The organism is Clavibacter michiganensis subsp. insidiosus (assembly GCF_002240565.1).
GTDB lineage: Bacteria > Actinomycetota > Actinomycetes > Actinomycetales > Microbacteriaceae > Clavibacter > Clavibacter insidiosus.
The window spans coordinates 2,646,911-2,668,651 of record NZ_MZMO01000001.1; the positions used below are offsets into that span (position 1 = coordinate 2,646,911).

At 72.9% G+C, this 21,741-nt stretch carries 18 protein-coding genes and 1 tRNA gene; 4 read left to right on the top strand and 15 right to left on the bottom strand.

Annotation, left to right across the window (positions count from 1 at the left end):
- Positions 1–22: 22 nt before the first annotated feature.
- The 9 genes from B5P21_RS12805 to B5P21_RS12845 all read right to left on the bottom strand — a co-directional run bounded on the left by B5P21_RS12805 (position 23) and on the right by B5P21_RS12845 (position 10,121).
- Positions 23–1,600 carry an alpha/beta hydrolase gene (locus B5P21_RS12805; protein ID WP_045529132.1) on the bottom strand — a complete coding sequence of 526 codons (1,578 nt, stop codon included), beginning with the start codon at positions 1,598–1,600 and terminating at the stop codon, positions 23–25.
- A complete protein-coding gene (locus B5P21_RS12810; protein WP_373455969.1) occupies positions 1,597–2,871 on the bottom strand; it encodes a DNA polymerase III subunit delta' in 1,275 nt (424 codons plus the stop codon). The genes B5P21_RS12805 and B5P21_RS12810 overlap by 4 nt, the downstream gene beginning before the upstream one ends.
- The gene (gene tmk, locus B5P21_RS12815) at positions 2,868–3,503 is read right to left on the bottom strand and encodes a dTMP kinase (RefSeq protein ID WP_045529133.1); all 636 of its coding nucleotides are present in this window, start codon (positions 3,501–3,503) and stop codon (positions 2,868–2,870) included. Before tmk ends, B5P21_RS12810 begins: the two co-directional genes overlap by 4 nt.
- Positions 3,500–6,469, bottom strand: a complete 2,970-nt coding sequence (topA, locus tag B5P21_RS12820) for a type I DNA topoisomerase (protein ID WP_045529134.1) — start codon at positions 6,467–6,469, stop codon at positions 3,500–3,502. The genes tmk and topA overlap by 4 nt, the downstream gene beginning before the upstream one ends.
- Before the next feature lie 340 nt (positions 6,470–6,809).
- A complete protein-coding gene (locus B5P21_RS12825; protein ID WP_045529135.1) occupies positions 6,810–7,169 on the bottom strand; it encodes an Rv3654c family TadE-like protein in 360 nt (119 codons plus the stop codon).
- A complete protein-coding gene (locus B5P21_RS12830) occupies positions 7,159–7,560 on the bottom strand; it encodes a TadE family type IV pilus minor pilin (RefSeq protein WP_052663226.1) in 402 nt (133 codons plus the stop codon). The genes B5P21_RS12825 and B5P21_RS12830 overlap by 11 nt, the downstream gene beginning before the upstream one ends.
- A complete protein-coding gene (locus B5P21_RS17350) occupies positions 7,557–7,766 on the bottom strand; it encodes a DUF4244 domain-containing protein (RefSeq protein WP_045530492.1) in 210 nt (69 codons plus the stop codon). The genes B5P21_RS12830 and B5P21_RS17350 overlap by 4 nt, the downstream gene beginning before the upstream one ends.
- Positions 7,767–8,124: 358 nt before the next feature.
- Positions 8,125–9,132, bottom strand: coding sequence for a type II secretion system F family protein (locus tag B5P21_RS12840; RefSeq protein ID WP_094171233.1), 1,008 nt, complete (start codon positions 9,130–9,132; stop codon positions 8,125–8,127).
- A complete protein-coding gene (locus tag B5P21_RS12845) occupies positions 9,129–10,121 on the bottom strand; it encodes a TadA family conjugal transfer-associated ATPase (RefSeq protein ID WP_246865289.1) in 993 nt (330 codons plus the stop codon). Before B5P21_RS12845 ends, B5P21_RS12840 begins: the two co-directional genes overlap by 4 nt.
- Before the next feature lie 622 nt (positions 10,122–10,743).
- On the opposite strand from B5P21_RS12845, the gene acs reads away from it, so the two are divergent.
- Positions 10,744–12,783: an acetate--CoA ligase gene (acs, locus tag B5P21_RS12850; RefSeq protein ID WP_172457208.1), complete on the top strand. Its 2,040-nt coding sequence runs from the start codon at positions 10,744–10,746 to the stop codon at positions 12,781–12,783.
- An 81-nt stretch (positions 12,784–12,864) separates the two neighbouring features.
- Here the strand turns inward: acs and B5P21_RS12855 are convergent, their stop codons facing one another.
- Together B5P21_RS12855 and sp36 are read right to left on the bottom strand one after the other, a co-directional pair.
- Positions 12,865–13,329, bottom strand: a complete 465-nt coding sequence (locus B5P21_RS12855; RefSeq protein ID WP_045529137.1) for a RidA family protein — start codon at positions 13,327–13,329, stop codon at positions 12,865–12,867.
- Complete coding sequence (gene sp36, locus B5P21_RS12860; RefSeq protein ID WP_012297657.1) at positions 13,329–13,511, bottom strand: Sp36 family protein; 183 nt, start codon at positions 13,509–13,511, stop codon at positions 13,329–13,331. Before sp36 ends, B5P21_RS12855 begins: the two co-directional genes overlap by 1 nt.
- 105 nt (positions 13,512–13,616) lie before the next feature.
- On the opposite strand from sp36, the gene B5P21_RS12865 reads away from it, so the two are divergent.
- The 3 genes from B5P21_RS12865 to B5P21_RS12875 all read left to right on the top strand — a co-directional run bounded on the left by B5P21_RS12865 (position 13,617) and on the right by B5P21_RS12875 (position 17,234).
- On the top strand, positions 13,617–16,154 hold the full coding sequence (locus B5P21_RS12865; protein ID WP_094171234.1) for a transglycosylase domain-containing protein: 2,538 nt from the start codon (positions 13,617–13,619) through the stop codon (positions 16,152–16,154).
- Positions 16,154–17,098 (top strand): metallophosphoesterase, encoded by a 945-nt coding sequence (locus B5P21_RS12870; protein ID WP_045529144.1) that lies wholly within the window; start codon positions 16,154–16,156, stop codon positions 17,096–17,098. Before B5P21_RS12865 ends, B5P21_RS12870 begins: the two co-directional genes overlap by 1 nt.
- Before the next feature lie 62 nt (positions 17,099–17,160).
- Positions 17,161–17,234 (top strand) — tRNA-Pro (locus B5P21_RS12875).
- Positions 17,235–17,341: 107 nt separating this feature from the next.
- On the opposite strand, the gene B5P21_RS12880 is transcribed toward B5P21_RS12875, so the two are convergent.
- From B5P21_RS12880 to B5P21_RS17355, 4 genes are all read right to left on the bottom strand, one after another.
- Entirely contained in the window at positions 17,342–17,794 is a 453-nt protein-coding gene (locus B5P21_RS12880) for a hypothetical protein (protein WP_045529146.1), read from the bottom strand.
- Complete coding sequence (locus tag B5P21_RS12885) at positions 17,791–19,071, bottom strand: acyltransferase family protein (RefSeq protein WP_094171235.1); 1,281 nt, start codon at positions 19,069–19,071, stop codon at positions 17,791–17,793. The genes B5P21_RS12880 and B5P21_RS12885 overlap by 4 nt, the downstream gene beginning before the upstream one ends.
- A gap of 145 nt (positions 19,072–19,216) precedes the next feature.
- Positions 19,217–21,448, bottom strand: coding sequence for a transglycosylase domain-containing protein (locus B5P21_RS12890; RefSeq protein WP_045529152.1), 2,232 nt, complete (start codon positions 21,446–21,448; stop codon positions 19,217–19,219).
- A gap of 92 nt (positions 21,449–21,540) precedes the next feature.
- The gene (locus tag B5P21_RS17355) at positions 21,541–21,684 is read right to left on the bottom strand and encodes a hypothetical protein (protein WP_246865290.1); all 144 of its coding nucleotides are present in this window, start codon (positions 21,682–21,684) and stop codon (positions 21,541–21,543) included.
- Positions 21,685–21,741 lie beyond the last annotated feature (57 nt).

Genomic DNA, 21,741 nt, shown 5'->3' on the forward strand with positions numbered 1-21,741 from the left:
CCCGGGGTCTGGCGCGCCCGCATCACCCGCAGGTCGTGCCGGCGGCCGGCGGATCCCCGCCGAGCAGGTAACCGTCCACCGCGGACACGATGCACGGATCCCGCTCGTCGTAGGCGATGTGCCCCTCGCCCTCGTAGGTGAGGAGCACCCCCGAGGAGAGCTGACCCGCGAGCGCCTCCGCCCACGAGTAGGGCGTGGCCGGATCGCCCGTGGTCCCGACGACGACGACGGGCGCCGCGCCCTCCGCCGACACGGGCGCCGGGGCATCCCGGGCCGGGTACGGCCAGTTGCCGCAGAGCGGGTCGGGCTCGCCGTCGCGGGAGGTGTCGTCGTCGGCCAGCTCGCCGGCGGCGGCCCGGATCTCGGCCGCCTCCCTCACGAGCACCGCCGGGTCCCGCTCCACCGGGTAGTCGATGCACTGGATGGCGACCAAGGCCTCGTAGAAGTTCCCGCTGTACGTCCCGTCGGGCTTGCGGCCGAAGTAGGAGTCGGCGAGCGCGAACGTCGTCCCGGACTCGCCGCGGAGGGCCTCGGTGAACGCGGTCGTGAGCGCCGGCCACTGCTGCTCGCTGTAGAGCGCGGAGTCGATGGCGCTGCGCATGACCTGCCCGTCGAGCTCGCGCCCGTCGGAGGCGCGCAGCGGGCTCTGGTCGAGGCGGCCGAGGAGGGTCGCGACGGTCTTCTCGCCCTCGTCGACGGATCCGCGGAACGGGCACCCCTGACCCGCGAGGCACGCCGCCATGTACGACTCGAACGAGGTGCGGAAGCCGGTCGTCTGCGCCAGCACGACGTCGAACGAGCTCGCGGACGGGTCCGTCGCGCCGTCGAGCACCATGCGCCCCACGTGCCCGGCGAAGTCCTGCGCGTACTGCGCGCCGATGCTCGTGCCGTAGGAGTAGCCGAGGTAGTTCAGCCTCTCGTCGCCCACCAGTGCCCGCAGCATGTCGAGGTCGTGCACGGTGCTCTGCGTGTCGATGAACTGCAGCAGCGGGCCGGATCGGGCGGCGCAGGACTCCGCGAACGACTTCGACGCCTGCACCAGCTCCTCGTCGTGCGCCGGGGTGCCCGGAGGCGCCTCGGTCTCGCCGTAGAGGAAGGAGTCGAGCTGGGCGTCGTCGACGCAGTCGACGGCGGTCGACGCCCCCACGCCGCGGGGATCCCAGCCGATGACGTCGTACGCGTCCTGCAGGTCGCGCGAGACCGCGTAGTCGACGCTGGCCTTCACGAAGTCGACGCCGGACGCCCCCGGGCCGCCCGGGTTGACGAAGAGCGAGCCGCGCGGCCCGTCGGCGCCGCGCGCGGTGTGCCGCACGAGGGCGAGCTGGATGTCGGTGGCCGGGTCCGGCGCGGACCAGTCGAGGGGCGCCGTCGCGGTCGCGCACTGCGCGCCGTCCTCGCACGGGGACCACGCGAGCGTCTGCTCGTAGTACCGCGCGAGGTCGGGCGCGACGTCCTCCGTCGTCGGGCTCGACGTGGAGCTGCGCGGCTCGGGCACGGGGATGAGGCCGCAGCCGCTCAGGGCGACGGCCGCGGCGAGGAGGACCGCGCCCAGGGCTCCGGCACGACGGACGGCCGGCGCCCGCGCCCCCCGGCCCCTCACGCGCGACCCGACGGGCGCGTGCGGGTGATGGACACGAGCATGGCCTCCAAGGCGAGCGCCGGCGACACGTTGGCGTCGATCCGACGGCGCGCCACCCCGACCGCGTCGAGGACCGCGAGCGACGCCGCCGCGGACCCGGCCCCGGCGGCCTCCGCGATCCGGGGCGCGATCGCCTCGTTCACCTGGGGCAGGTCCGCACCCAGCTGGTGCAGGAGCACGTCGCGGTGCAGGGACATGAGATCGACGAGGATCCGGTCGATGCCGTCGCGGAGGCTCCGCGTGGCGCGCCGCTTCTGGTCCTCCTCGAGCTGCCGGATCTGCGCGCGCAGCTGCGGCGGGATCGACCCTCCGTCCTGCACGCCGAGCGACCGGAGCGCGCGCTCGCGCTCGTCGGCGTCGCGCTGCACCGTGAAGGCCTTCGCGTCCTGGCCCGCGAGCTCGAGCATCGCGGCGGCCGCGCGCACGGCGTCGCCGACCGAGCGGATCCCGAGCGCGAGCTCCAGGGTGCGCCTGCGGCGCTCGCGGGCCTCCGCGTCGGTGGCGAGCCGGTGCGCCATGCCGATGTGGCTCTGCGCCTCGCGCGCCGCGCGGGTCGCCGTGGCGGCGTCGACGCCGTCGCGACGCTGGATCAGGACGGCCACGTCCTCGACCGACGGGATGCGCAACCGCACGCTGCGCACGCGGGAGCGGATGGTCGGGATCAGGTCGGCCTCGCTGGGCGCGCACAGGATCCAGATGGTGCGCTCCGGCGGCTCCTCGAGCGCCTTCAGCAGCAGGTTGGACGTGCGCTCCGTCATCCGATCGGCGTCCTCGACGACCATGACGCGGTACCGGCCGACCGACGGCGAGTACTGCGACGACGTGACGAGCGCGCGCACCTCGTCGATGGCGATGATGACCCGCTCGGTCGCGAGCACGCCGAGGTCGGGGTGGCTGCGGGCGGCGACCTGACGGGCCGTAGCCGCATCTCCCTCCGGCGTGCCGTCGCTGAGCAGCGCGGTCGCGAAGGCGTAGGCGAGGTTCGAGCGGCCGGATCCGGGAGGCCCCGTGATGAGCCACGAGTGCGCGAGCGCGGTGCCGGCGGCGTCGCGCGCGGTGGCCCGGGGGCTGCTGGCGGCGGCGAGCAGGGCGACGGCCTCTGACTGGCCCGTGAGCTCGTCCCAGATGGCCCGGCCGTCGGGGCTCCCGGGTGCCCCGGACGGCTGCGCGTCGATCGCCGGCGTCGCGGACGCGGTCGGCGCGGAGGCGCGGTCGGTCGCCGCGTCGCTCACGCGGAGGCTCCCGCCGTGATCAGCGCCTGCGCGCGGGTGCGGATCTCCTCGGCGATCTCCTCGCGGGGGCGCCCGGCGTCGACGACCAGGAAGCGCCCCGGCTCCGCGTCGGCGAGCCCGAGGAACGCCTGGCGCACGCGCCCGTGGAAGTCGGCGCGCTCGGCTTCGAGCCGGTCGAAGCGGGTGCGCGCGGCGTCGAGGCGGACCCGGGCGGCGGCCTGGTCGAGGTCGAGCAGCACGGTCAGGTCGGGCAGGAGCCCCTGCGCGGCCCACAGCGACAGGTCGCGGATCTCGGCGGCGTCCAGGACGCGGCCGGCCCCCTGGTAGGCGACGGACGAGTCGAGGTAGCGGTCCTGCAGGACGACGGCGCCCCGCTCGAGGGCCGGCCGGACGACGGTCTCGACGTGGTGCGCGCGGTCGGCCGCGTACAGCAGCGCCTCGGCGCGCGGCGCGATGTGCCCGCGACGATGCAGCACGATCTCGCGGATCTCCACCCCGAGGTCGCTGCCGCCCGGCTCGCGGGTGACGACGACCTCGTGGCCCTCTTCCTCCAGCCACCCCCGGAGGAGCGCCGACTGCGTGGACTTCCCCACGCCGTCGCCGCCCTCCAGGGTGATGAAGACGCCGGTCACGTCGCGTCGGACGCCGTCGCCGCAGCAGCGGCCGCCTTGTTGGCGGCCCGCGTCGCCGCGGCCTTCGTGGCGGCGGCCGACCTCGCGGTGGTCGCCTTCGCGGCGGTCGTCTTCGCGGCGGCGCTCTTCGCGGTGGTCGTCTTCGCCGCGGTCGTCTTTGCCGCGGTGGTCTTCGCGGTGGTCGTCTTCGCCTTCGCGGGCGCCTTGGCCTTCGCCTTGGCCGGGGCCTTCGCCTTGGCCTTCGGCTTCGCCGGCCCCTTGGCGCGCTTGTCGGCGAGCAGCTCGACCGCGCGGTCGAAGTCGATGTCCTCGACGGACTCGCTCTTCGGGATCGTCGCGTTGGTCTCGCCGTCCGTGACGTACGGACCGAAGCGGCCGTCCTTCACCTTGATGCCCTTGCCGCTGACCGGATCCGCGTCGAACTCCTTGAGCGCGCTGGACGGGCGCCGGGCGCCGTACTTGGGCTGCGCGAACACCTCGAGGGCGCCGGGCAGGTCGATCTCGAAGATCTGCTCCTCGCTCGTGAGCGACCGCGAGTCCGTGCCCTTCTTCAGGTACGGGCCGTACTTGCCGTTCTGCGCCGTGATGGGCGTGGCCGTCTCCGGGTCCTCGCCGACGACGCGCGGGAGGTCGAGGAGGCGCAGGGCCGTCTCGAGGTCGACCGTGGCAAGGTCCATCGACTTGAAGATGGACGCGGTGCGCGGCTTGACGGCCGCCGCCTTCTTCGCGGCGGGCTTCTTGGCCGGCGCCTTCTTCGCGGGCGCCGCCGTGGTGGCCGTCGACGCGCTCTCGAGCACCTCGCCGGTCGCGGGATCCACGCCGTCCGAGGCAGCGGCGGGCGCCGCCTCCGGCTCGGGGTCGACCTCGGTCACGTAGGGGCCGTAGCGACCGTCCTTCGCCACGACCTGCTTGCCGTTCGCGGGGTTGATGCCGATGACGCGGTCGGTGACGACGGGGGCGTCGATGAGCTCGCGCGCCTTGGCGGCCGTCAACTCGTCCGGCGCGAGGTCCTCCGGCAGGTTGACGCGACGGGGCGTCGCGTCCGCGGCGGCACCCTCCTCGTGCACCTCGAGGTAGGGCCCGTACTTGCCGATGCGGAGCGTGATGTCGTCCGCGATGCGCAGCGAGTTGATCTCCTTGGCGTCGATCTCGCCGAGGTTGTCGATGGTGGGGCGGAGCCCCTTGTGCGCGTCGTTGCCGTAGTAGAAGCCCTTCAGCCAGTCGACCCGCTCGGCCGAGCCCTCCGCGATGCGGTCGAGGTCGTCCTCCATCCCGGCCGTGAAGTCGTACTGCACCAGCTCCGTGAAGAACTCCTCCAGCAGCCGCACCACCGAGAAGGCGATCCAGTTCGGGACGAGCGCCGTGCCGCGCGGGGTGACGTAGCCGCGGTCGACGATGGTCGAGATGATGGCGGCGTAGGTCGACGGGCGACCGATGCCCAGCTCCTCGAGCGTCTTGACGAGGCTCGCCTCCGTGTAACGCGGGGGCGGGCTGGTCTCGTGCCCCTTGGCGTCGACGTCGACGAGGCGCAGGTCCTGGCCCTTCTTGAGGTCGGGCAGCTTCGCCTCGCGCGGCTCGGCGGCACCGTGGCGCTCCTCGTCGCGGCTCTCCTCGTACGCGGCCAGGAAGCCGCGGAACGTGATGACCGTGCCCGATGCGGCGAACTCGGCCACCTCACCCGCGGACGTGGGGCCCGCGGCGATGACGACCGAGGCGGTGGATCCCTTCGCGTCGGCCATCTGCGACGCGATGGTGCGCTTCCAGATGAGGTCGTAGAGCTTGTGGTCGTTGCCGCGCAGCGTGGAGGCGAGCTGCTGCGGCGTGCGGAAGGTCTCGCCGGCGGGGCGGACGGCCTCGTGGGCCTCCTGGGCGTTCTTGCTCTTGCCCGCGTAGAGGCGCGGCTTGTCCGGCACGGTCTCCGGCCCGTACAGCTCCGCGGCCTGCTTGCGCGCCGCGTTGATCGCCTGCTGCGACAGCGAGGGCGAGTCGGTGCGCATGTAGGTGATGTACCCGTTCTCGTAGAGCGACTGCGCGACGCTCATCGTCTGCCGGGCGGAGAAGCGCAGCTTGCGCGCGGCCTCCTGCTGGAGCGTCGACGTGGTGAACGGCGCGGCGGGGCGACGCGTGTAGGGCTTGGACTCGACGCTCTGCACCTTCAGCGGCACGGACGGGTCGCGGAGCGCCACGGCGAGCGCCTCGGCGCTGCTCGCGTCGAGCGGGCGCGAGTCGTTCTTGAGCGCGCCCTTGTCGTCGAAGTCGCGGCCTGTGGCGATGCGGGCACCGTCGATGCGGACGAGTCGGGCGTCGAACGGCAGCTCCTGCTCGAGCGGCGAGAGCGATGCCGTCAGATCCCAATAGGAGGCGGTGACGAACGCCAGGCGCTCGCGCTCGCGGTCGACGACCAATCGGGTGGCGGCGGACTGCACGCGACCCGCGGACAGGCCGGGTCCGACCTTTCGCCAGAGCACGGGCGACACCTCGTAGCCGTAGAGGCGATCGAGGATGCGACGTGTCTCCTGCGCGTCCACGAGGGCCGTGTCGATGTCACGCGTGCTGTCGCGGGCGCGCTCGATGGCCTCCTTCGTGATCTCGTGGAAGACCATGCGCTTGACCGGCACCTTCGGCTTCAGCACCTGCAGGAGGTGCCAGGCGATGGCCTCGCCCTCGCGGTCCTCATCCGTCGCGAGGAAGAGCTCGTCGGCGTCCTTGAGCGCCCGCTTGAGGTCGGCGACCGTCTTCTTCTTCTGGTCGCTGACGACGTAGTACGGCTCGAAGCCGTTCTCGACGTCCACGGAGAACTTGCCGAGCGTGCCCTTCTTGAGCTCCGGCGGCAGGTTCTTGGGCTCGATGAGATCGCGGATGTGGCCCACCGAGGCCTGCACCTCGTAGCCGCTGCCCAAGTACTGGGCGATCGTCTTGGCCTTGGCCGGCGACTCGACGATGACCAACTTCTTCGTGCCGGGCACGTGACTCCTTATATATGCGTTCATGGGGGCCGGTGTCCGGCCCGGTGTCCGGGATGCGTGCCCGCTCGGATCGGATCCGATCCGGGGCGACGTGCGGCGGGGTCCCCGACAAGGCACACCATACACACGCGTACCGACCGGCCACCTAATCGCGACGCCGCCCGGACGCGACGCGTCCGGGCGGCGCCGCGGCCAGGCTGGAGCGCCCCGGTCGGACGTGGACGGGGGCGCCCGATGGCGCCTCCCCCGCTCTCGCGGGCCGGCGACGAGACGCTCGGGACCGGCGCGCGTCGGCTCAGGCAGGACAGGGACGACGACCGGGAAACGGCGCCGGTGCGGGTCACCCCGACGCCCCGGACGGAGGCTGACCGGCTCGCGCACGCGCCGTCACCGGGATGCCCATCGGGCCGCCGTGGCGCTCCGCCTCCACGACCGCCGTCGTGCCCGTGACCTCGCATCCCGTGAGCGACGCCCCGGCGGCGACCACGACCTCCTCGGCCGCCGAGCAGGGGGAGCCGGTCGCGAACCCCGCGGCGACGTCGGCCGCGGCGAGTGCTCCGGAGTCCGCGGCCCCCGCGGCGGCCGCCCTCTCCACGAGCACCGAGGAGACGGCGACCGTGGCCAGCGCGAGAGCGGTGACCGCCCCGAGCACGCCGACCGCGACCACGGTGCCCGAGCCGCCGTCGCCGTCACGGGGCACCCGGATCCTCCTGCCATGCGCACCCCCGCGCCGAGACGCGGAGCCCGGCCGCGCCCGCGGGCCCGAATCGGCTGGGCGCCGTGAGCCGGACGCAGACGGCGTGACCCGACCGATCCACCGCCATGGACGCTCCCGCAGCCGCGCCCTCGATGCGCGCCGATGCCGTGCCCGCGTCCTCCCCGCGTCCGATGCTCCGTGCCGCCTCCTCCGCTGCGGAGGTCAGCACGACCTGCTGGCCGACCGTCTGCACCGCGCCCAGGCACAACCCGAGGACCAGCACGACCGCGGGCAGCACGACCGCGAGCTCCGCGGCCGCCGCCCCGCGATCCGCGACGGGGGCCGCCCGCGGATCGTGGTGCGGGCTCCCGGCCGCCCAGGCGAGCGGGATCACCGGTCGTAGGTCAGGGCACGCCGCACGAGGTCGAGGAGCATGCCGCGGACCTCGTCGCTCTGCAGGATGACCACGAGCAGTCCGGCGAACGCCACCGCCGCCATGGTCGCGATGGCGTACTCGGCGGTGGCCGCGCCCCCGTCGTCCGCTGCGCGGCCGAGGAGCGCACGACGCGCGGCCCGGGCGACACGCGCGGACCGCGACAGGACGAGCCTCGGGGGCGCCGTCGCCACCTCCCCGCCGCAGCTCCTCGCGCAGCTCACCGCGCCTCCCGACGATCGCGACGGACCCGCCGTCGCCGGAGCAGCGGCCAGCGGCCAGACAGCGCGGCCCTCCGGTGCCGCCGCGATCCCGATCGTCCCGGATGCGGATCCCCGAGCCGCCGCGGCCCCCGCGCCATGCACGTCGATCGGATGCACCCGCTCCTCGATTCGTCCCATGTCCTCGTCCTCTCCCTCTGGCGGGCGCTGCCCGCCGTCCTTCCCCGCCGACCATCGGCCGGGACGTCACCATGCCCCGCCAGCAGGGCTCCGCCCACGGCGGGATCCGCGATGGTGGAAGCCGTCACCCGCGGCCGAGTGTTGAGGACACGACGGCCAGCAGCATCGGGACGACGCCCACCGCCAGGAACGCCGGCAGGATGCACACGCCCAGCGGCAGCATGAGCCGCGCCGCCAGACGCGCCGCCGCCCGCTCGGCCCAGGTGGCGGCGTCCCTCCGGATCCGCTCCGCCTCGCTCCCGAGGAGCACGGCGACGGGTGCGCCCGTGCGGGCGGCCACGTCCACCACCGACCCGACGGCGTCGAGATCGTCGCCGGTGCCCAGCCCGGCGCGCTCGCACGCGCGGCGGACGACCGCCACCGCGCGGGGCACGGACGCCCCGCCGGACATGGCCATCGCCACCAGGTCGAGGACGAGTCCCGGCGTCGGCTCGCGCGAGACGGCCCGGCGCACCAGGCCGCGGTTCCACCGCCACCCGATCGCCACGAGCGAGGAACCCACCACGAGGCACACCATCCCGGGCACGGTGGTGACGAGGACGCGCAGCGGATCGAACCCGAGCCCGGCGGCCAGCAGCAGGCCGGCGACGGGCATGAGGAGCACCGTCCGGCTGGTCGCCACGGGCCCCGCGAGCGCCGTCCCCGCGTCGCGGCGCACCCGGGCGATGTCGACGAGGGAGTCGGCGAGCCGGTGGAGGGATCGCGAGAGCGGCGCTCCGGTGCCGTCCGCGACCTCGAGCCCGGCCGCGAGCGCGCACCACGATCGCGCGGTCGAGCCGCCCGCCCGCTCGGCCGCGGTGGCCGCCGCCACGATGCGTGCGGCGAGTGGCGCCGACCCGTGGGCCGCGGCCACGCGTCGCGCCAGGGCGGGCACCGCGCGCTCCCCCCGGCGGACCCGCGCGTCCGGCGGCGCCAGCTGCGACCACGCGCGCTCGAGGTGCAAGCCCGCACCGAGCAGCACCGCGAGGCGTCGGACGAACGCGGCGATCTCCTCCGCCTCCTCGACGACCGCCTCCTCGCCCCCGCCGCGCAGACGCCGACGCAGCGGGACGGCGTGGGCGCGCCGGATCATGCGCCGGTCCTGCGCGCGTCCGACGCCGACGCCGCCACCGCGGGCTGCGCCGTCGGATCCGCGCCGGGGTCCCAGCGCACGGGCATGACCCGGAGGCGGCCGTCGTCGCCGGTCGCGAGGCGGCCGGCCGCCGTCACCCGACGGCCCTGCGGCGTCCTCGCCAGGTGGATGACGAGTCCGATCGCGCTCACCGCCTGGCGTGCCGTCGTGACCGCGTCCATGCCGGCGAGCGCGCCGAGGGCCTCGAGCCGGGCCGGCACGTCCGCCACGCCGTTGGCGTGAAGGGTGCCCGCGCCTCCGTCGTGCCCCGTGTTGAGCGCGCCCAGCAGCTCCCGGATCTCGCTGCCGCGGCACTCCCCCACGACCAGCCGGTCCGGCCGCATCCTCAGCGCCTCCCGCACCAGGCGGGGCAGGGACAGCTCCCCGGCCCCCTCGATGTTCGCCTGCCTGGCCTCGAGGGACACGACGTGCGCATGCCGCACCCGCAGCTCGGCGACGTCCTCGACGAGCACGATGCGCTCCCGCGGATCCGCCCGCGCGAGCAGCGCGCCGAGCAGGGTCGTCTTCCCGCTTCCGCCGGCGCCCGTGATCAGGAGGTTCGTGCGTCGGCGCACCGCCTCCTCGAGCAACGCGCGGCAGCCGGGCGGGAACGCTCCCGCCGCGTCGAGCGCGTCGAGCGTCGGCCTCGCCCGCGAGGGGAGCCGGATGGAGAGCAGCGTGCCGCGCGTCGACACGGGCGGCAGCACCGCGTGGATGCGCATCCCGTCGCCCAGCCGCACGTCCACGCACGGCGCCGCCTCGTCCAGATGCCGGCCGCCCTCCGCGGCCAGTCGCACGGCGAGCGCCCGCACGGACGGCTCACCACCGATGTCGACGTCGGGTCGGCGCTCGGGCCCGGATCCCCGGTCCACCCAGACCTCGCCGTCGCCGTTGACGAACACGTCGGTCGTCCGGGGGTCCTGCGCCAGAGCGGCGAGGGGACCGAGCACCTGCGGCACCCGGCGCGGGGACGGGATCGGACAGGGAACGGCGGCGGTACCGCCCGCCGGGAGGCGCAGGGTGACGCCGGCCTCCGATCTCCCGACGTCGGATGGGCCGGCACCCCGACGGGCGTCCGCGCCCGAGGGACGAACGCCGCGGGGGCGACGACGAGAGGAGGGGCGTCCGCTCCCGGGCCCGCGCCTCCCGCGGACCGATGCCGCGACGCCTCCCCCGGGAGGACGCCCCGACCGACGACGGATGCCTGCCACTCGATCATGCGCGGACACTAGGCGCGGCCGTCCGCCGTGCTGACGGGTCGAGACGACGCGGGGAGGAGGCGTCGCCGCGCCGCGCTGGGGAGGAGCCGCTCTGGAGTCGAGAGGGGCGGCGCCCATCGGGGGAACGGGCGCCGCCACGTGACGAAGGATCGGGGGAATCCTGGATCCGCCACACGTCGGGCTTGACCCGACGGCATGAGCATACGCCGCAGGCCTCCCCCCATGGGAGGGTCACGCGTGTTCTGGCCGTTCCCCCACCGGACTCCCGGGCAGCGCGGACCCGCCCCCGTCTCCTGCCGCCCGCGGGTGCCCGGCCGCCCACCCGCTAACGTGGGTCGCGGAGAGGATGACGATGACGATGTCCACGAACCCCCGATCGACCCAGCCCGGAGCCGCGAGGCCCGCCGACCACGACCCGGACGAGGCGGGGACGAGCATCCCCTCCCCGTCCGCCTCGACGCCCGAGCCGAGCGCCGTCCACCCGCCGTCGGACGCGTTCCGCGCGACGCGCGTCGCCGACGAGTCGCTCGCCGCGGCCGCCGCCGTCGACCGCCTCGGCTTCTGGGCCGACCGAGCCCGCGAGCTCGTGACCTGGGAGACCCCGTTCGAGACGGTCCTCGACTGGTCGGACGCGCCCGTCGCCCGCTGGTTCCCCGACGGCCGGCTCAACGTGGCCTACAACTGCCTCGACCGGCACGTGCTCGCGGGCCACGGCGACCGCGTCGCGCTGCACTGGGAGGGCGAGCCGGGCGACACCCGCGACCTCACCTACGCCGAGCTCACCGCGGACGTCAATCGCGCCGCGAACGCCCTGCGGGACCTGGGGGTCGTCGCGGGCGACCGGGTCGCGATCTACCTCCCGATGATCCCGGAGGCCGTCGTCGCGATGCTCGCCGTCGCGCGCATCGGCGCCGTGCACTCCGTCGTGTTCGGCGGCTTCAGCGCCGAGAGCCTCCGTGCCCGCATCGACGACGCGGCAGCCCGCGTGGTGATCACCGCCGACGGCGGCTGGCGCAAGGGCAAGGTCTTCCCGCTGAAGCCGGCCGTCGACGCGGCGCTCGTCGGATCGGCCGGATCCGTCGAACACGTCCTCGTCGTGCGGCGCGGCGAGAACGAGGTGGACTGGGACGACAGCCGCGACCTCTGGTGGCACGAGCGCGTCGCCGCGGCCTCCGCGGAGCACGAGGCGGAGGCGTTCGAGGCCGAGCACCCCCTGTTCATCCTGTACACGAGCGGCACGACCGGGAAGCCGAAGGGCATCCTGCACACGTCGGGCGGCTACCTCACGCAGGCCGCCTACACGCACCGGAACGTCTTCGACCTGCACCCCGAGACCGACGTCTACTGGTGCACCGCGGACGTCGGCTGGATCACCGGCCACAGCTACGTCGTCTACGGCCCGCTCGCCAACGGCGCCACGCAGGTGATCTACGAGGGCACGCCCGACACCCCGGAGCCCGGCCGCTGGTGGGACATCGTGGAGAAGCACGGCGTGACGATCCTCTACGCGGCTCCCACGGCCATCCGCTCCTTCATGAAGACCGGCCGGGAGATCCCGGACGCGCGCGACCTCTCCTCCATCCGGCTGCTCGGCTCGGTCGGCGAGCCCATCAACCCGGAGGCGTGGCGCTGGTACCGCGACGTCATCGGCCGCGGCGACGTGCCCGTGGTCGACACGTGGTGGCAGACGGAGACCGGCGGCATCATGATCTCCGCGCTCCCCGGCGTCACCGCGACGAAGCCGGGGTCCGCCCAGACGCCCATCCCCGGCATCTCCGTCGCGGTCGTCGACGACGCCGGCGAGCCCGTCGCCCGCGGCGAGAGCGGCCTCCTGGTCGTCACGGAGCCCTGGCCCGGCATGCTGCGCGGCATCTGGGGCGATCCGGAGCGCTACCGCGAGACCTACTGGGACCGCTTCGGCGACCGCTACTTCGCGGGCGACGGCGCGCGGCTCGACGAGGACGGCGACATCTGGCTGCTCGGCCGGGTCGACGACGTGATGAACGTCTCCGGCCACCGCCTCTCGACCGCGGAGATCGAGTCCTCGCTCGTCGCGAACCCGTACGTCGCCGAGGCGGCGGTCGTCGGCGCGTCCGACGAGGCGACCGGCCAGGCTGTCGTGGCCTTCGTGATCCTCCGGACGGCCGAGGCGAGCGCGCTCGGCGACGCGGACCCGAACGAGATCCTGCGCAAGCACGTCTCCGACCAGATCGGCGCCATCGCCAAGCCGCGGCGCGTGTTCGTGGTGCAGGAGCTGCCGAAGACGCGCTCGGGGAAGATCATGCGGCGGCTGCTGCGCGACGTGGCGGAGGGCCGGGCGATCGGCGACACCACCACGCTGGCCGACACCCAGGTGATGCAGGTCATCAGCGACCGGATGACCGCGGGCTGACGGCCGAGGACAGCCGGACGTGAGGAGGGCCGGGTGCGATGCGCACCCGGCCCTCTCGCTGTCCGCCGCGGCGGGCGGCGGCTACTCGACGAGCGCCACCACGAGCTCGACCTCGACGGGCGAGCCGAGGGGCAGCTCCGCGACGCCCACGGCGGAGCGCGCGTGGATCCCCGCGTCTCCGAGGATCTCCCCCAGCACCTCGCTCGCGCCGTTGATCACGCCCGGCTGCCCGGTGAACCCCTCGGCTGACGCGACGAAGCCCGTGACCTTGATGACGCGCGCGATGCGGTCGACGCCGCCGGCCGCGTCCGCCGCCGCCGCGAGCCCGTTCAGGGCGCAGGTGCGGGCGTGCGCCTTGGCGTCCTCGGCGGACACCTCGGCGCCGACCTTGCCGGTCGCGGCGAGCGCGCCGTCGACGAAGGGCAGCTGGCCGCTCGTGTAGACGAGGCCGCCGTGCACGACCGCGGGGACGTACGCGGCGACGGGAGCCGCGACCGCGGGCAGCTCGATGCCGAGCTCGGCCAGCCGGTCGGAGATCGCGCCCATCAGGCGCCGTGCTCCGCGCCGGCGACCGGGCGCTTCATGTACGCGACGAGCCCGCCCTCGGGGCCGGTGACGACCTGCACGAGCTCCCAGCCCTGGGACCCCCACGTGTTCAGGATGGCGGCGGTGTTGTGGATCATCAGCGGCGTGGTGAGGTACTCCCACTGCGCGGGCGTTGCGGTCATCTCGGCTCCTTGCCGGTCGGGTCGGGGTGCATGACGGGACGGGCGCGGGCGGCCGGCGCACAGGTCTCACGGGTTCCCATACACCCTTCCCGTACTCTGGAGTCTATGTCTGCATCCAAGAACACGCCCGGCCGCGTCGCCGCCGCGCTCACGGGCGTCCTCGGCATGAGCGCCGTGGCCGGCGTGCTGGTCGCGGCGATGGTCACCCCCGCCATCGCCGTCACGAGCCTCGCGGCCAACAACACGATCGGCCTCTTCGAGGACCTGCCGGACTACCTGCAGATCGACAACCTCGCGCAGAAGACCGAGCTCTACGCCACGCAGGGCGGCCAGCCGGTGAAGTTCGCGGAGTTCTACGCGCAGAACCGCCAGGAGGTGAGCTGGGACGAGGTCTCCGACAACGCGAAGGCCGCGGCCGTCGACACGGAGGACCCCCGCTTCTACGAGCACGGCGGCGTCGACGTGCAGTCCACGTTCCGCGCGCTCGCCCAGAACGTCGTCGGCGGTGGCGTCGAGTCGGGCGCGAGCACGATCACCATGCAGTACGTGAAGAACGTCCTCGTGCAGAAGGCCGAGACGCTCGCCGAGACGGATCCGGACGCCGGCAAGAAGGCCTACGCGGAGGCGACGCAGGAGTCGACCGCCCGCAAGCTCAAGGAGATGCGCCTCGCGATCGGGCTGGAGAAGAAGTTCTCCAAGAACGACATCCTGCTCGGCTACCTCAACATCGCGAACTACGGCGGGAGCGTCTACGGCATCCAGTCGGCCGCGAAGTACTACTACGGCGTGGACGCGAAGGACCTCAGCATCGCGCAGGCCGCGAGCCTCGTCGCGACGGTCAACTACCCCACCGCCCTGCGGATCGACGAGCCGGGGAACGTCAAGGCCAACCAAGAGCGCCGCGACGTCCTCATCGACAACATGCTCAAGCACCACAGCATCACGCAAGAGCAGCACGACGAGGCGATCGCCAGCCCCGTCACCCCGGCGATCACGCCCTCGGTGAGCGGCTGCAACGCCGCGCAGCCCGCCAGCGCCGCGTACTTCTGCGACGCGGTCAAGTACACCGTCGAGAACTCGAAGGAGTTCGGCGCGAACCCGGACGAGGCCCGCCGGAACCTCAACCGCAACGGCTACAAGATCTACACGACGCTGAACCTCGACCTCCAGGCCAAGGCCACGGACGACATGCGCAAGCAGATCCCGACCACGATGAACAGCATCAACGTCGGATCCGCGATGACGAGCGTCGAGGCCAAGACCGGCCGCGTGATCGCCATGGTGCAGAACACCGACTACGGCAACGGCGACCAGCGCGGCGTCACGAGCGTCAACTACAACACCGACCAGAACTACGGCGGCTCCGGCGGATTCCAGGTGGGATCCACCTACAAGCTCGTCACCCTGCTGGAATGGCTGAAGGAGGGGCACTCGGTGAACGAGGTCGTCAACTCCTCGAAGGGCACCTGGAGCGGGCGAGACTTCCAGGACTCCTGCACGGGCGGCAACCTCGGCTCCGATGTGCTCAAGGTCACCAACGACGGCGCCGCGCCGGGTGCCAACCGCACCGTGATGTCGGGTACGGCGAACTCCACCAACACGGCGTTCATGGCCATGGCCTCCGAGCTCGACATGTGCGGCATCGGCCAGACCGCGAAGGACATCGGCATCCACCAGGCGGTGCCGGGCAAGCCGCTCTCCAACTACGTTTCCGACATCATCGGCTCGGGCGGCAACAACATCGCGCCTCTCACGATGGCGCAGGCTTACGCGACCGTGGCCAACAACGGCACCACGTGCGACTCGATCATGATCGACAAGGTGGTCCTTCCGGACGACACCGAGGTCGCTCCCCCGTCGGCGAACTGCCGCGAGACGGTCAGCCAGGACGTCGCGCACACCGCCGCCTACGCGCTCGCGGGCGTCATGGGCGCGACGGGTGCCGCCGCCAACACCAACGACGGCACGCCGCTCATCGGCAAGACCGGTACCACCGACAAGGCGAAGGACACCTGGTTCGTCGGCTCCAGCACCGAGGTCACGACGGCCATATGGGTCGGCAGCGCCTCGGGCCAGCAGATCCAGCAGCGCAACACCAAGCTCCCCAGCGGGCAGCTCATGTCCACCGCGCGGTTCGCGGTCTGGAAGCCGTTCATGCAGGCGGTCAACGCGGTCTACAAGGGATCGGCGTTCCCCGGCCCGGCAGCGGACCTGACCCGCACGCCGACGGTCCAGGTGCCGGACGTGACGGGCATGTCTCCGGCCGACGCCCAGTCGGGCATCGAGGGCGCGGGCCTGTCCTTCGCCCAGGGCGGCGCGCGCGCCTCGTCCGTCCCGGCCGGCCAGGTCGCCGGATCCGACCCGGGCGCCGGCGCCAACGCCGCACGCGGATCCACCGTCACGGTCTTCATCAGCAGCGGGCCCGACCAGAGCCAGCAGCAGGGCACCCCGGGCACCGTCCCGGACGTGCGCGGGCAGGACATGACGAGCGCCCGCCAGACCCTGCGCGCGGCCGGCTTCGACGTGACCATGGCGCAGGAGCAGGTGCAGGACAACTCGCAGATCGGCAAGGCGACCCGCACGGATCCCGCGGCCGGCCAACAGAGCGGCGGCCCCGTCACGCTCTACATCGGACGCACCTGATGGGCGTCGTCGGCACGATCGCGCGCACCGTCGGCGGCGTCGCGGCCGCCGGCGCGGCGCTGTTCGCGTACGCGTCGTTCTACGAGCGGCGCCGCTTCACCCTCCGCGAGGTGACGGTGCCGGTGCTCCCCGTGGGCGCCGACCCCATCCGCGTGCTCCACCTCTCGGACATGCACATGGCCCCGTGGCAGCACAAGAAGCAGCGCTGGGTGCGCGAGCTGGCGGAGCTCAAGCCCGACCTCGTCGTCGACACGGGCGACAACACGGGCCACGAGCAGGGCATCGTCGCCGTCGAGGAGACGCTCGAGGCCTTCCGCGGGATCCCCGGCGTCTTCGTGCACGGATCGAACGACTACTACGGGCCGATGCTCAAGAACCCGTTCAAGTACTTCACCGCGAACACGCACGCCACCCAGCGGCCCGCCGACCTCGACCTCCCCCGGCTCGAGCGGCTGTACGACTCGCTCGGCTGGGTCGACCTCAACAACGCCGCGGGCGCGATCGAGGTCAACGGCACCCTGCTCGAGTTCTTCGGGGTCGACGACCCGCACCGCGACTTCGACCACCTCGAGGCGCTCCCCGGGGCCCTCGACGCGCTGCGCGAGGACGGTGAGGCCTACCAGGGCGCCTCGGACGCACCGGTCGTGTCCGTCGGCGTCGCGCACGCCCCCTACCGCCGGGTGCTCGACTCGTTCGTCACCAACGGAGCCCGCATGGTCTTCGCCGGGCACACCCACGGCGGGCAGGTCTGCGTCCCGGGCTACGGCGCGCTCGTCACCAACTGCGACATCCCCCGCCGCCAGGTGAAGGGCCTCAGCGTCTGGCCGCACGCCGACCGCGCCGCGTTCCTGCACGTGAGCGCCGGCCTCGGCACGTCGATCTACGCGCCCGTGCGCTTCGCCTGCTTCCCCGAGGCGACGCTGCTCACGCTCACCGCGGTCTGACCGCCTGCGCGTACTCGGGAGCCCGGAACATCGGGTATCGTAGAGCCCGGCCCTCGGGCCATCGGGGTGTGGCGCAGCTTGGTAGCGCGCTTCGTTCGGGACGAAGAGGTCGCAGGTTCAAATCCTGTTACCCCGACACACCGCCTCCTCTGGGAGGCACAGCACGACAGGCAGCACGATCAAGGGCCGCTCCCCCGGGAGCGGCCCTTCGTCGTGCGGACGCCGTGCGATCCGCGGACGGCATCACGCCACGTGCCGCTCGCGAGCGCGCGGGACGACGTGGATGAGGAGCAGGATCGCGGCGGCCGGGAGAGCGGGCCCCGACATCACGGAGAGGACCAGCGGTCGCGGCTGCCCGGACACCCAGTAGCCGTACGGGCCTGCCGAGAGCGCGAACTGGGCTGCGGCGACGATGGCGCCCGCGACGACCAGCACGGGGAACGCCCACGCGGACCTCACGACGCCGAGATGGCGGAGGCATGGCACGCAGCACGAGAACGCCACGATCACCGCGGTACCCACGGCGACGGCGACGATGACGGCGGCGTCCCTCTCGTCCTCGGCCGGCGACAACGCCTGGGAGATGAAGATGATCTCGTAGAGCAGGAGCGCGACGCCGACGCACCACCATGCTCCCGCCGAGGACAGCCCGAGCCCCGTCCGCCTCTTCCGCGGGCCCGTCGAGACGTCGGTCATCGCCGCTCCTCCCGCGGGGCCGACCGTGCGTCCTCGGAGGACACGGCGTCCCCACGGCGTCGGCGCGCCGATCGACGGTCGACGTCCTTCAGCCGCAGCGCCGGCCGCTCGATCGCGTAGTACGTCGCCGCCGACAGCGCGAGCGTCACCGCGCCGACCACGAGCGTGTTGAGGGCGAATCCCGCGAGCGTGTCCGGCAGCACGACGCCCGCGCGGCGGAGGAAGCGGATCACGGGCAGGTGCCACAGGTAGACGCTGAACGAGATCGTGCCGAGCCACGCGATCCAGCGCAGCTCGAGGACGCGCGTCACCGGCCCGAGGGATCCCCCGCGTCGCGGCAGCGCCACGAGGAGCAGCAGGGTCGCGCACGAGGCGGCGACGATGCTCTCCTCGAACGCGCCCACGGGAGCCTCGGAGGCGACCACGATGAGCGCCGCGGCGACGATCCCGGCGAGCACGCGCCAGGCCGCGACGCGGTCGCGCAGGCCCCCGTCCGCGGACAGCGTGAGCAGGACGACGGCCGCCGCCATGCCGTAGGCGAAGAGGTCCGCGTGCACGAGGATGCTGCGGTTCGCGACGGCCTCCCACGTCACGCCCCACTCGCTCGCGAGGCGGCCACGGTGGCCGAGCGGGGCTTGCGCGACCATCGACCACACCTTGCCGGCCACGCCCATCAGCAGGAGCACGGCGGCGGGGGCCAGGGCGCGGATCCACGTGGCCCTCCCCCGCAGGATCCGCGCCGCCAGCAGCGCCACGATCGGAAGCACGACGTAGAAGGACACCTCGACGGCGAGGGTCCAGGCGACCTCGATGCCGCTGCGGAGCGTCCGCGGCGCGTAGCCCTGGAGCAGGAGCACGTTGAGGACGGTGTCGAGCGGACCGAGCGTGCCTACCGAGATCCCGGCGTCGCGGGTCTCGCGCGGCAGGATCGCGACGCGCAGCACGAGGCTCACGAGCAGCAGGACGACGACGTAGCCGGGGAAGACGCGGAGCGCGCGGTTGACGGCGTAGCGCGACAGGCGCGGCATGGCGCCGCCGTCGACGAGGCCGCGCGCGAACGGCAGGAACAGCAGGAATCCGCTCAGGACGAAGAACAGCGTCACGCCGTGGCTGAAGAACGCGACCTCGCCGACGAGCGGGATGTCGGTGGTCGGCCGGGCCAGCTGGCGCTGCACGTGGTACAGCAGCACGGCGACGGCGGCGACCCCGCGGAGCCCCTCGATGCCGGGCAGGAGCGTGGGCACGCGCGCCGGTGCGGACGTCGGGGTCCCGGTCATGATGGCCTTCCCGGGTCGGTGGAGCGGCGGTCGTCCAGTCTACGAGGCGCCCGATCCGAGGGCTCCGAGGCCGGGTCGGGCACAGCACGACGGCCGCCGCTCGGAGGCGACGGCCGTCGGCGCGCGCTCCCCATCGAGCGCGGGCTCATCCCTCCTCGGGAGGGGCCGGCTGGGCCGGCGCCGGGGCGGCCGGCGCCTCGGGGGCCGTGGGCGCCGCCGACTGGGTGGGCTTCGGTGCCGGCGGCACGTAGGGCTTCTTCGTCAGCGTGCTGCTCGGCGCGGGGAAGCCCTCCGCCGGGTAGCGGTCGTCGATGAACGTCTGCAGCGGCTTGAAGATCCGGTGACGCGCGCTGTCCGCGGCCGAGCCGTTGAGGACGTTGCGGCGCATGGACGCGAAGCCCTCGACGTTGCCGACCCAGACCGCCGTCGTGACCTCGGTCGAGGAACCGACGAACCAGGTGTCCTTGGAGCGGTCGGTCGTGCCCGTCTTGCCCATGATCTCGGTGCCGTCGCGCGGGTTCGACGCCGCGCCGGTGCCGCCCATGACCGCCTTCAGCGCGAAGGCGGCCGTGTTGGCGACCTCGGGGCTCATGGCCTGCGCGCACTCGCTCTTCGGGGTCACGAGCTCCGACTCGTCCGGGAGGACGACCTTGTCGATCGCGATGGGCGGGCACGTGGTGCCCTGGTTCGCGACGGAGGAGAAGGCGGTGGCCATCTGGAGTGGCGCGACGGTGTTGCCGCCCGAGCCGACCACGTCCGACGGGAAGCTCGACAGGTCACGCTTGTCCGCGTTGTACGCGCCCATGTCCGTAGCCGTCTTGCTGATGTCGCAGAGGTCGAGCTGGCTCGCCATCGCGACGAAGGCCGAGTTGACGGAGGCGACGGTCGCTGCGAGCACGTTCTGGTTCGACGTGGCGCCGGTGTTGGTGTCGTTGGTCACCTTGTAGTCCGGGGATCCGGCGAGGTTGTCGCCGCATCGGGTGAACTCGCTCGCCGACCACGTGGTCTTCGATGCGTTGACCGTCTGGTAGATCGACTTCCCGCTCTTCAGCCAGTCGACCAGCGTGAAGATCTTGTACGTCGATCCGACCTGGAAGCCCGCGGATCCTCCGTGCGCCTTGTCGGCCGAGTAGTTGATCTCGGTGACGCCGGGCTGGTCCTGCGCGACGCCGTAGTCCGTGTTCTGCGCCATCGCGATGATGCGGCCGGTCTTCACCTCGCGGGAGACCACGGATCCGCCGATCTTCGTGAAGCGCGCGGTCGTGGGCACCTGCTTGCGCATCTGCTCCGCCGCGTTGCCCTGGATGTCGAGGTCGAGCGTCGTGTAGACCTGCATGCCGCCGCGCTTGAGCACCGCGTCGCGCTCGGCCGGCGTCGCGCCGAACTCGGGGTTCGTGAGGATCTCGTTCTTCACGTAGTCGCAGAAGTACGCGGCCGAGATCGGGTTCGCCTGGATGCAGCCGCTCGTGGAGGGCGTGATCGTCGGCGTGATCGCGGCGGCGGACGCCGTGTCGTACTGCTCCTGCGTGATCTTCTGCTCCTTGAGCATGTTCCGCAGCAGCAGGTCGCGGCGCTCCTTGTTGCGCTCGAGGTTGTCCGGGTTGTCGATCTTGAAGACCTCGGGCGCGTTGACCGTGGCGATGAGGCTCGCGGCCTGCTCCAGCGTGAGGTCGGCGGCGGAGACGTTGAAGTAGTAGCGCGCCGCCGACTCGATGCCGTAGACCCGGCTGCCGAAGTTCGCGATGTTGAGGTACGCGAGGAGGATCTCGTTCTTCGAGTACTTCTTCTCCACCCCGATCGCCATCCGCATCTCCTTGAGCTTGCGGGGCATGTCGGGCTGCGTGGCCTCGGTGAACGCCTTGCGGCCCTCGGCCTGCGTGGCCTCGTCGGAGGAGTCGACCATGTTCTGGGCCTTCTGGACCAGGACGTTGCGGACGTACTGCATCGTGATCGTGGAGGCGCCCGACTGGACCTCCTTGTTCAGCACGTTCTGCGCGAGGGCGCGGGCGGCCGACAGCACGTCGACGCCGCCGTGCTCGTAGTAGCGGGGGTCCTCGGTCGCGATCGCCGCGTCCTTCGCGTACGACGAGACGGCGTCCCACGGGACCTCCTCGCGGTCCTGCGAGAAGAACTCGGCGAAGGGCACCTGCTGGTCGCCCTGCTTGGCGAAGAGCACGGTCTTCTGCGCGAGGTTGTCGATCTGCAGGTTGTCGGGGATGTCCTCGAAGACGCCGATGGTGCTGTTGGCCGCGATGCCGGAGACGGCGATGGCCGGGGTCACCATGGCGGCGACGAGCACGCCGGCGATCGTGCTCATGCCGACGAGTCCGAGGAACGCGCCCAACCGGGTCGAGATGGTCAGGTCAGTTTTCCTCATGGTACGAATCTAACCCGCGCTCGGGGGCGCCACATCCGCCTCAGGGAGGGTCTCAGCTCCCCGTGGCCGAAATGTGATGAGTGCACTCGCAATCAGGCCGCGCGGGCCTCCGCGGTGGCCAGATCGCGCACCGTCCGGACCGTCCCGATGCGGTGGCCGAGCGTCGTGGACGAGGGGGCGACGATGAGCTCGTCCGCGCCCGTGCTCGCGAGCAGGCGCTCGAGGCCGATGCGCACGGCGTGGGGCGAGCCGACGGCCTGGCGTCGGTCGCGCGCCCCGATGAGCTCGCGCTC

Bases quoted from the DNA above. Each gene is read 5' to 3' on its own strand.
- B5P21_RS12840 (WP_094171233.1), bottom strand. From the start codon at position 9,132: ATGATCCGGCGCGCCCACGCCGTCCCGCTGCGTCGGCGTCTGCGCGGC.
- acs (WP_172457208.1), top strand. From the start codon at position 10,744: ATGACGATGTCCACGAACCCCCGATCGACCCAGCCCGGAGCCGCGAGG.
- B5P21_RS12855 (WP_045529137.1), bottom strand. From the start codon at position 13,329: ATGGGCGCGATCTCCGACCGGCTGGCCGAGCTCGGCATCGAGCTGCCC.
- sp36 (WP_012297657.1), bottom strand. From the start codon at position 13,511: ATGACCGCAACGCCCGCGCAGTGGGAGTACCTCACCACGCCGCTGATG.
- B5P21_RS12865 (WP_094171234.1), top strand. From the start codon at position 13,617: ATGTCTGCATCCAAGAACACGCCCGGCCGCGTCGCCGCCGCGCTCACG.
- B5P21_RS12870 (WP_045529144.1), top strand. From the start codon at position 16,154: ATGGGCGTCGTCGGCACGATCGCGCGCACCGTCGGCGGCGTCGCGGCC.
- B5P21_RS12880 (WP_045529146.1), bottom strand. From the start codon at position 17,794: ATGACCGACGTCTCGACGGGCCCGCGGAAGAGGCGGACGGGGCTCGGG.
- B5P21_RS12885 (WP_094171235.1), bottom strand. From the start codon at position 19,071: ATGACCGGGACCCCGACGTCCGCACCGGCGCGCGTGCCCACGCTCCTG.
- B5P21_RS12890 (WP_045529152.1), bottom strand. From the start codon at position 21,448: ATGAGGAAAACTGACCTGACCATCTCGACCCGGTTGGGCGCGTTCCTC.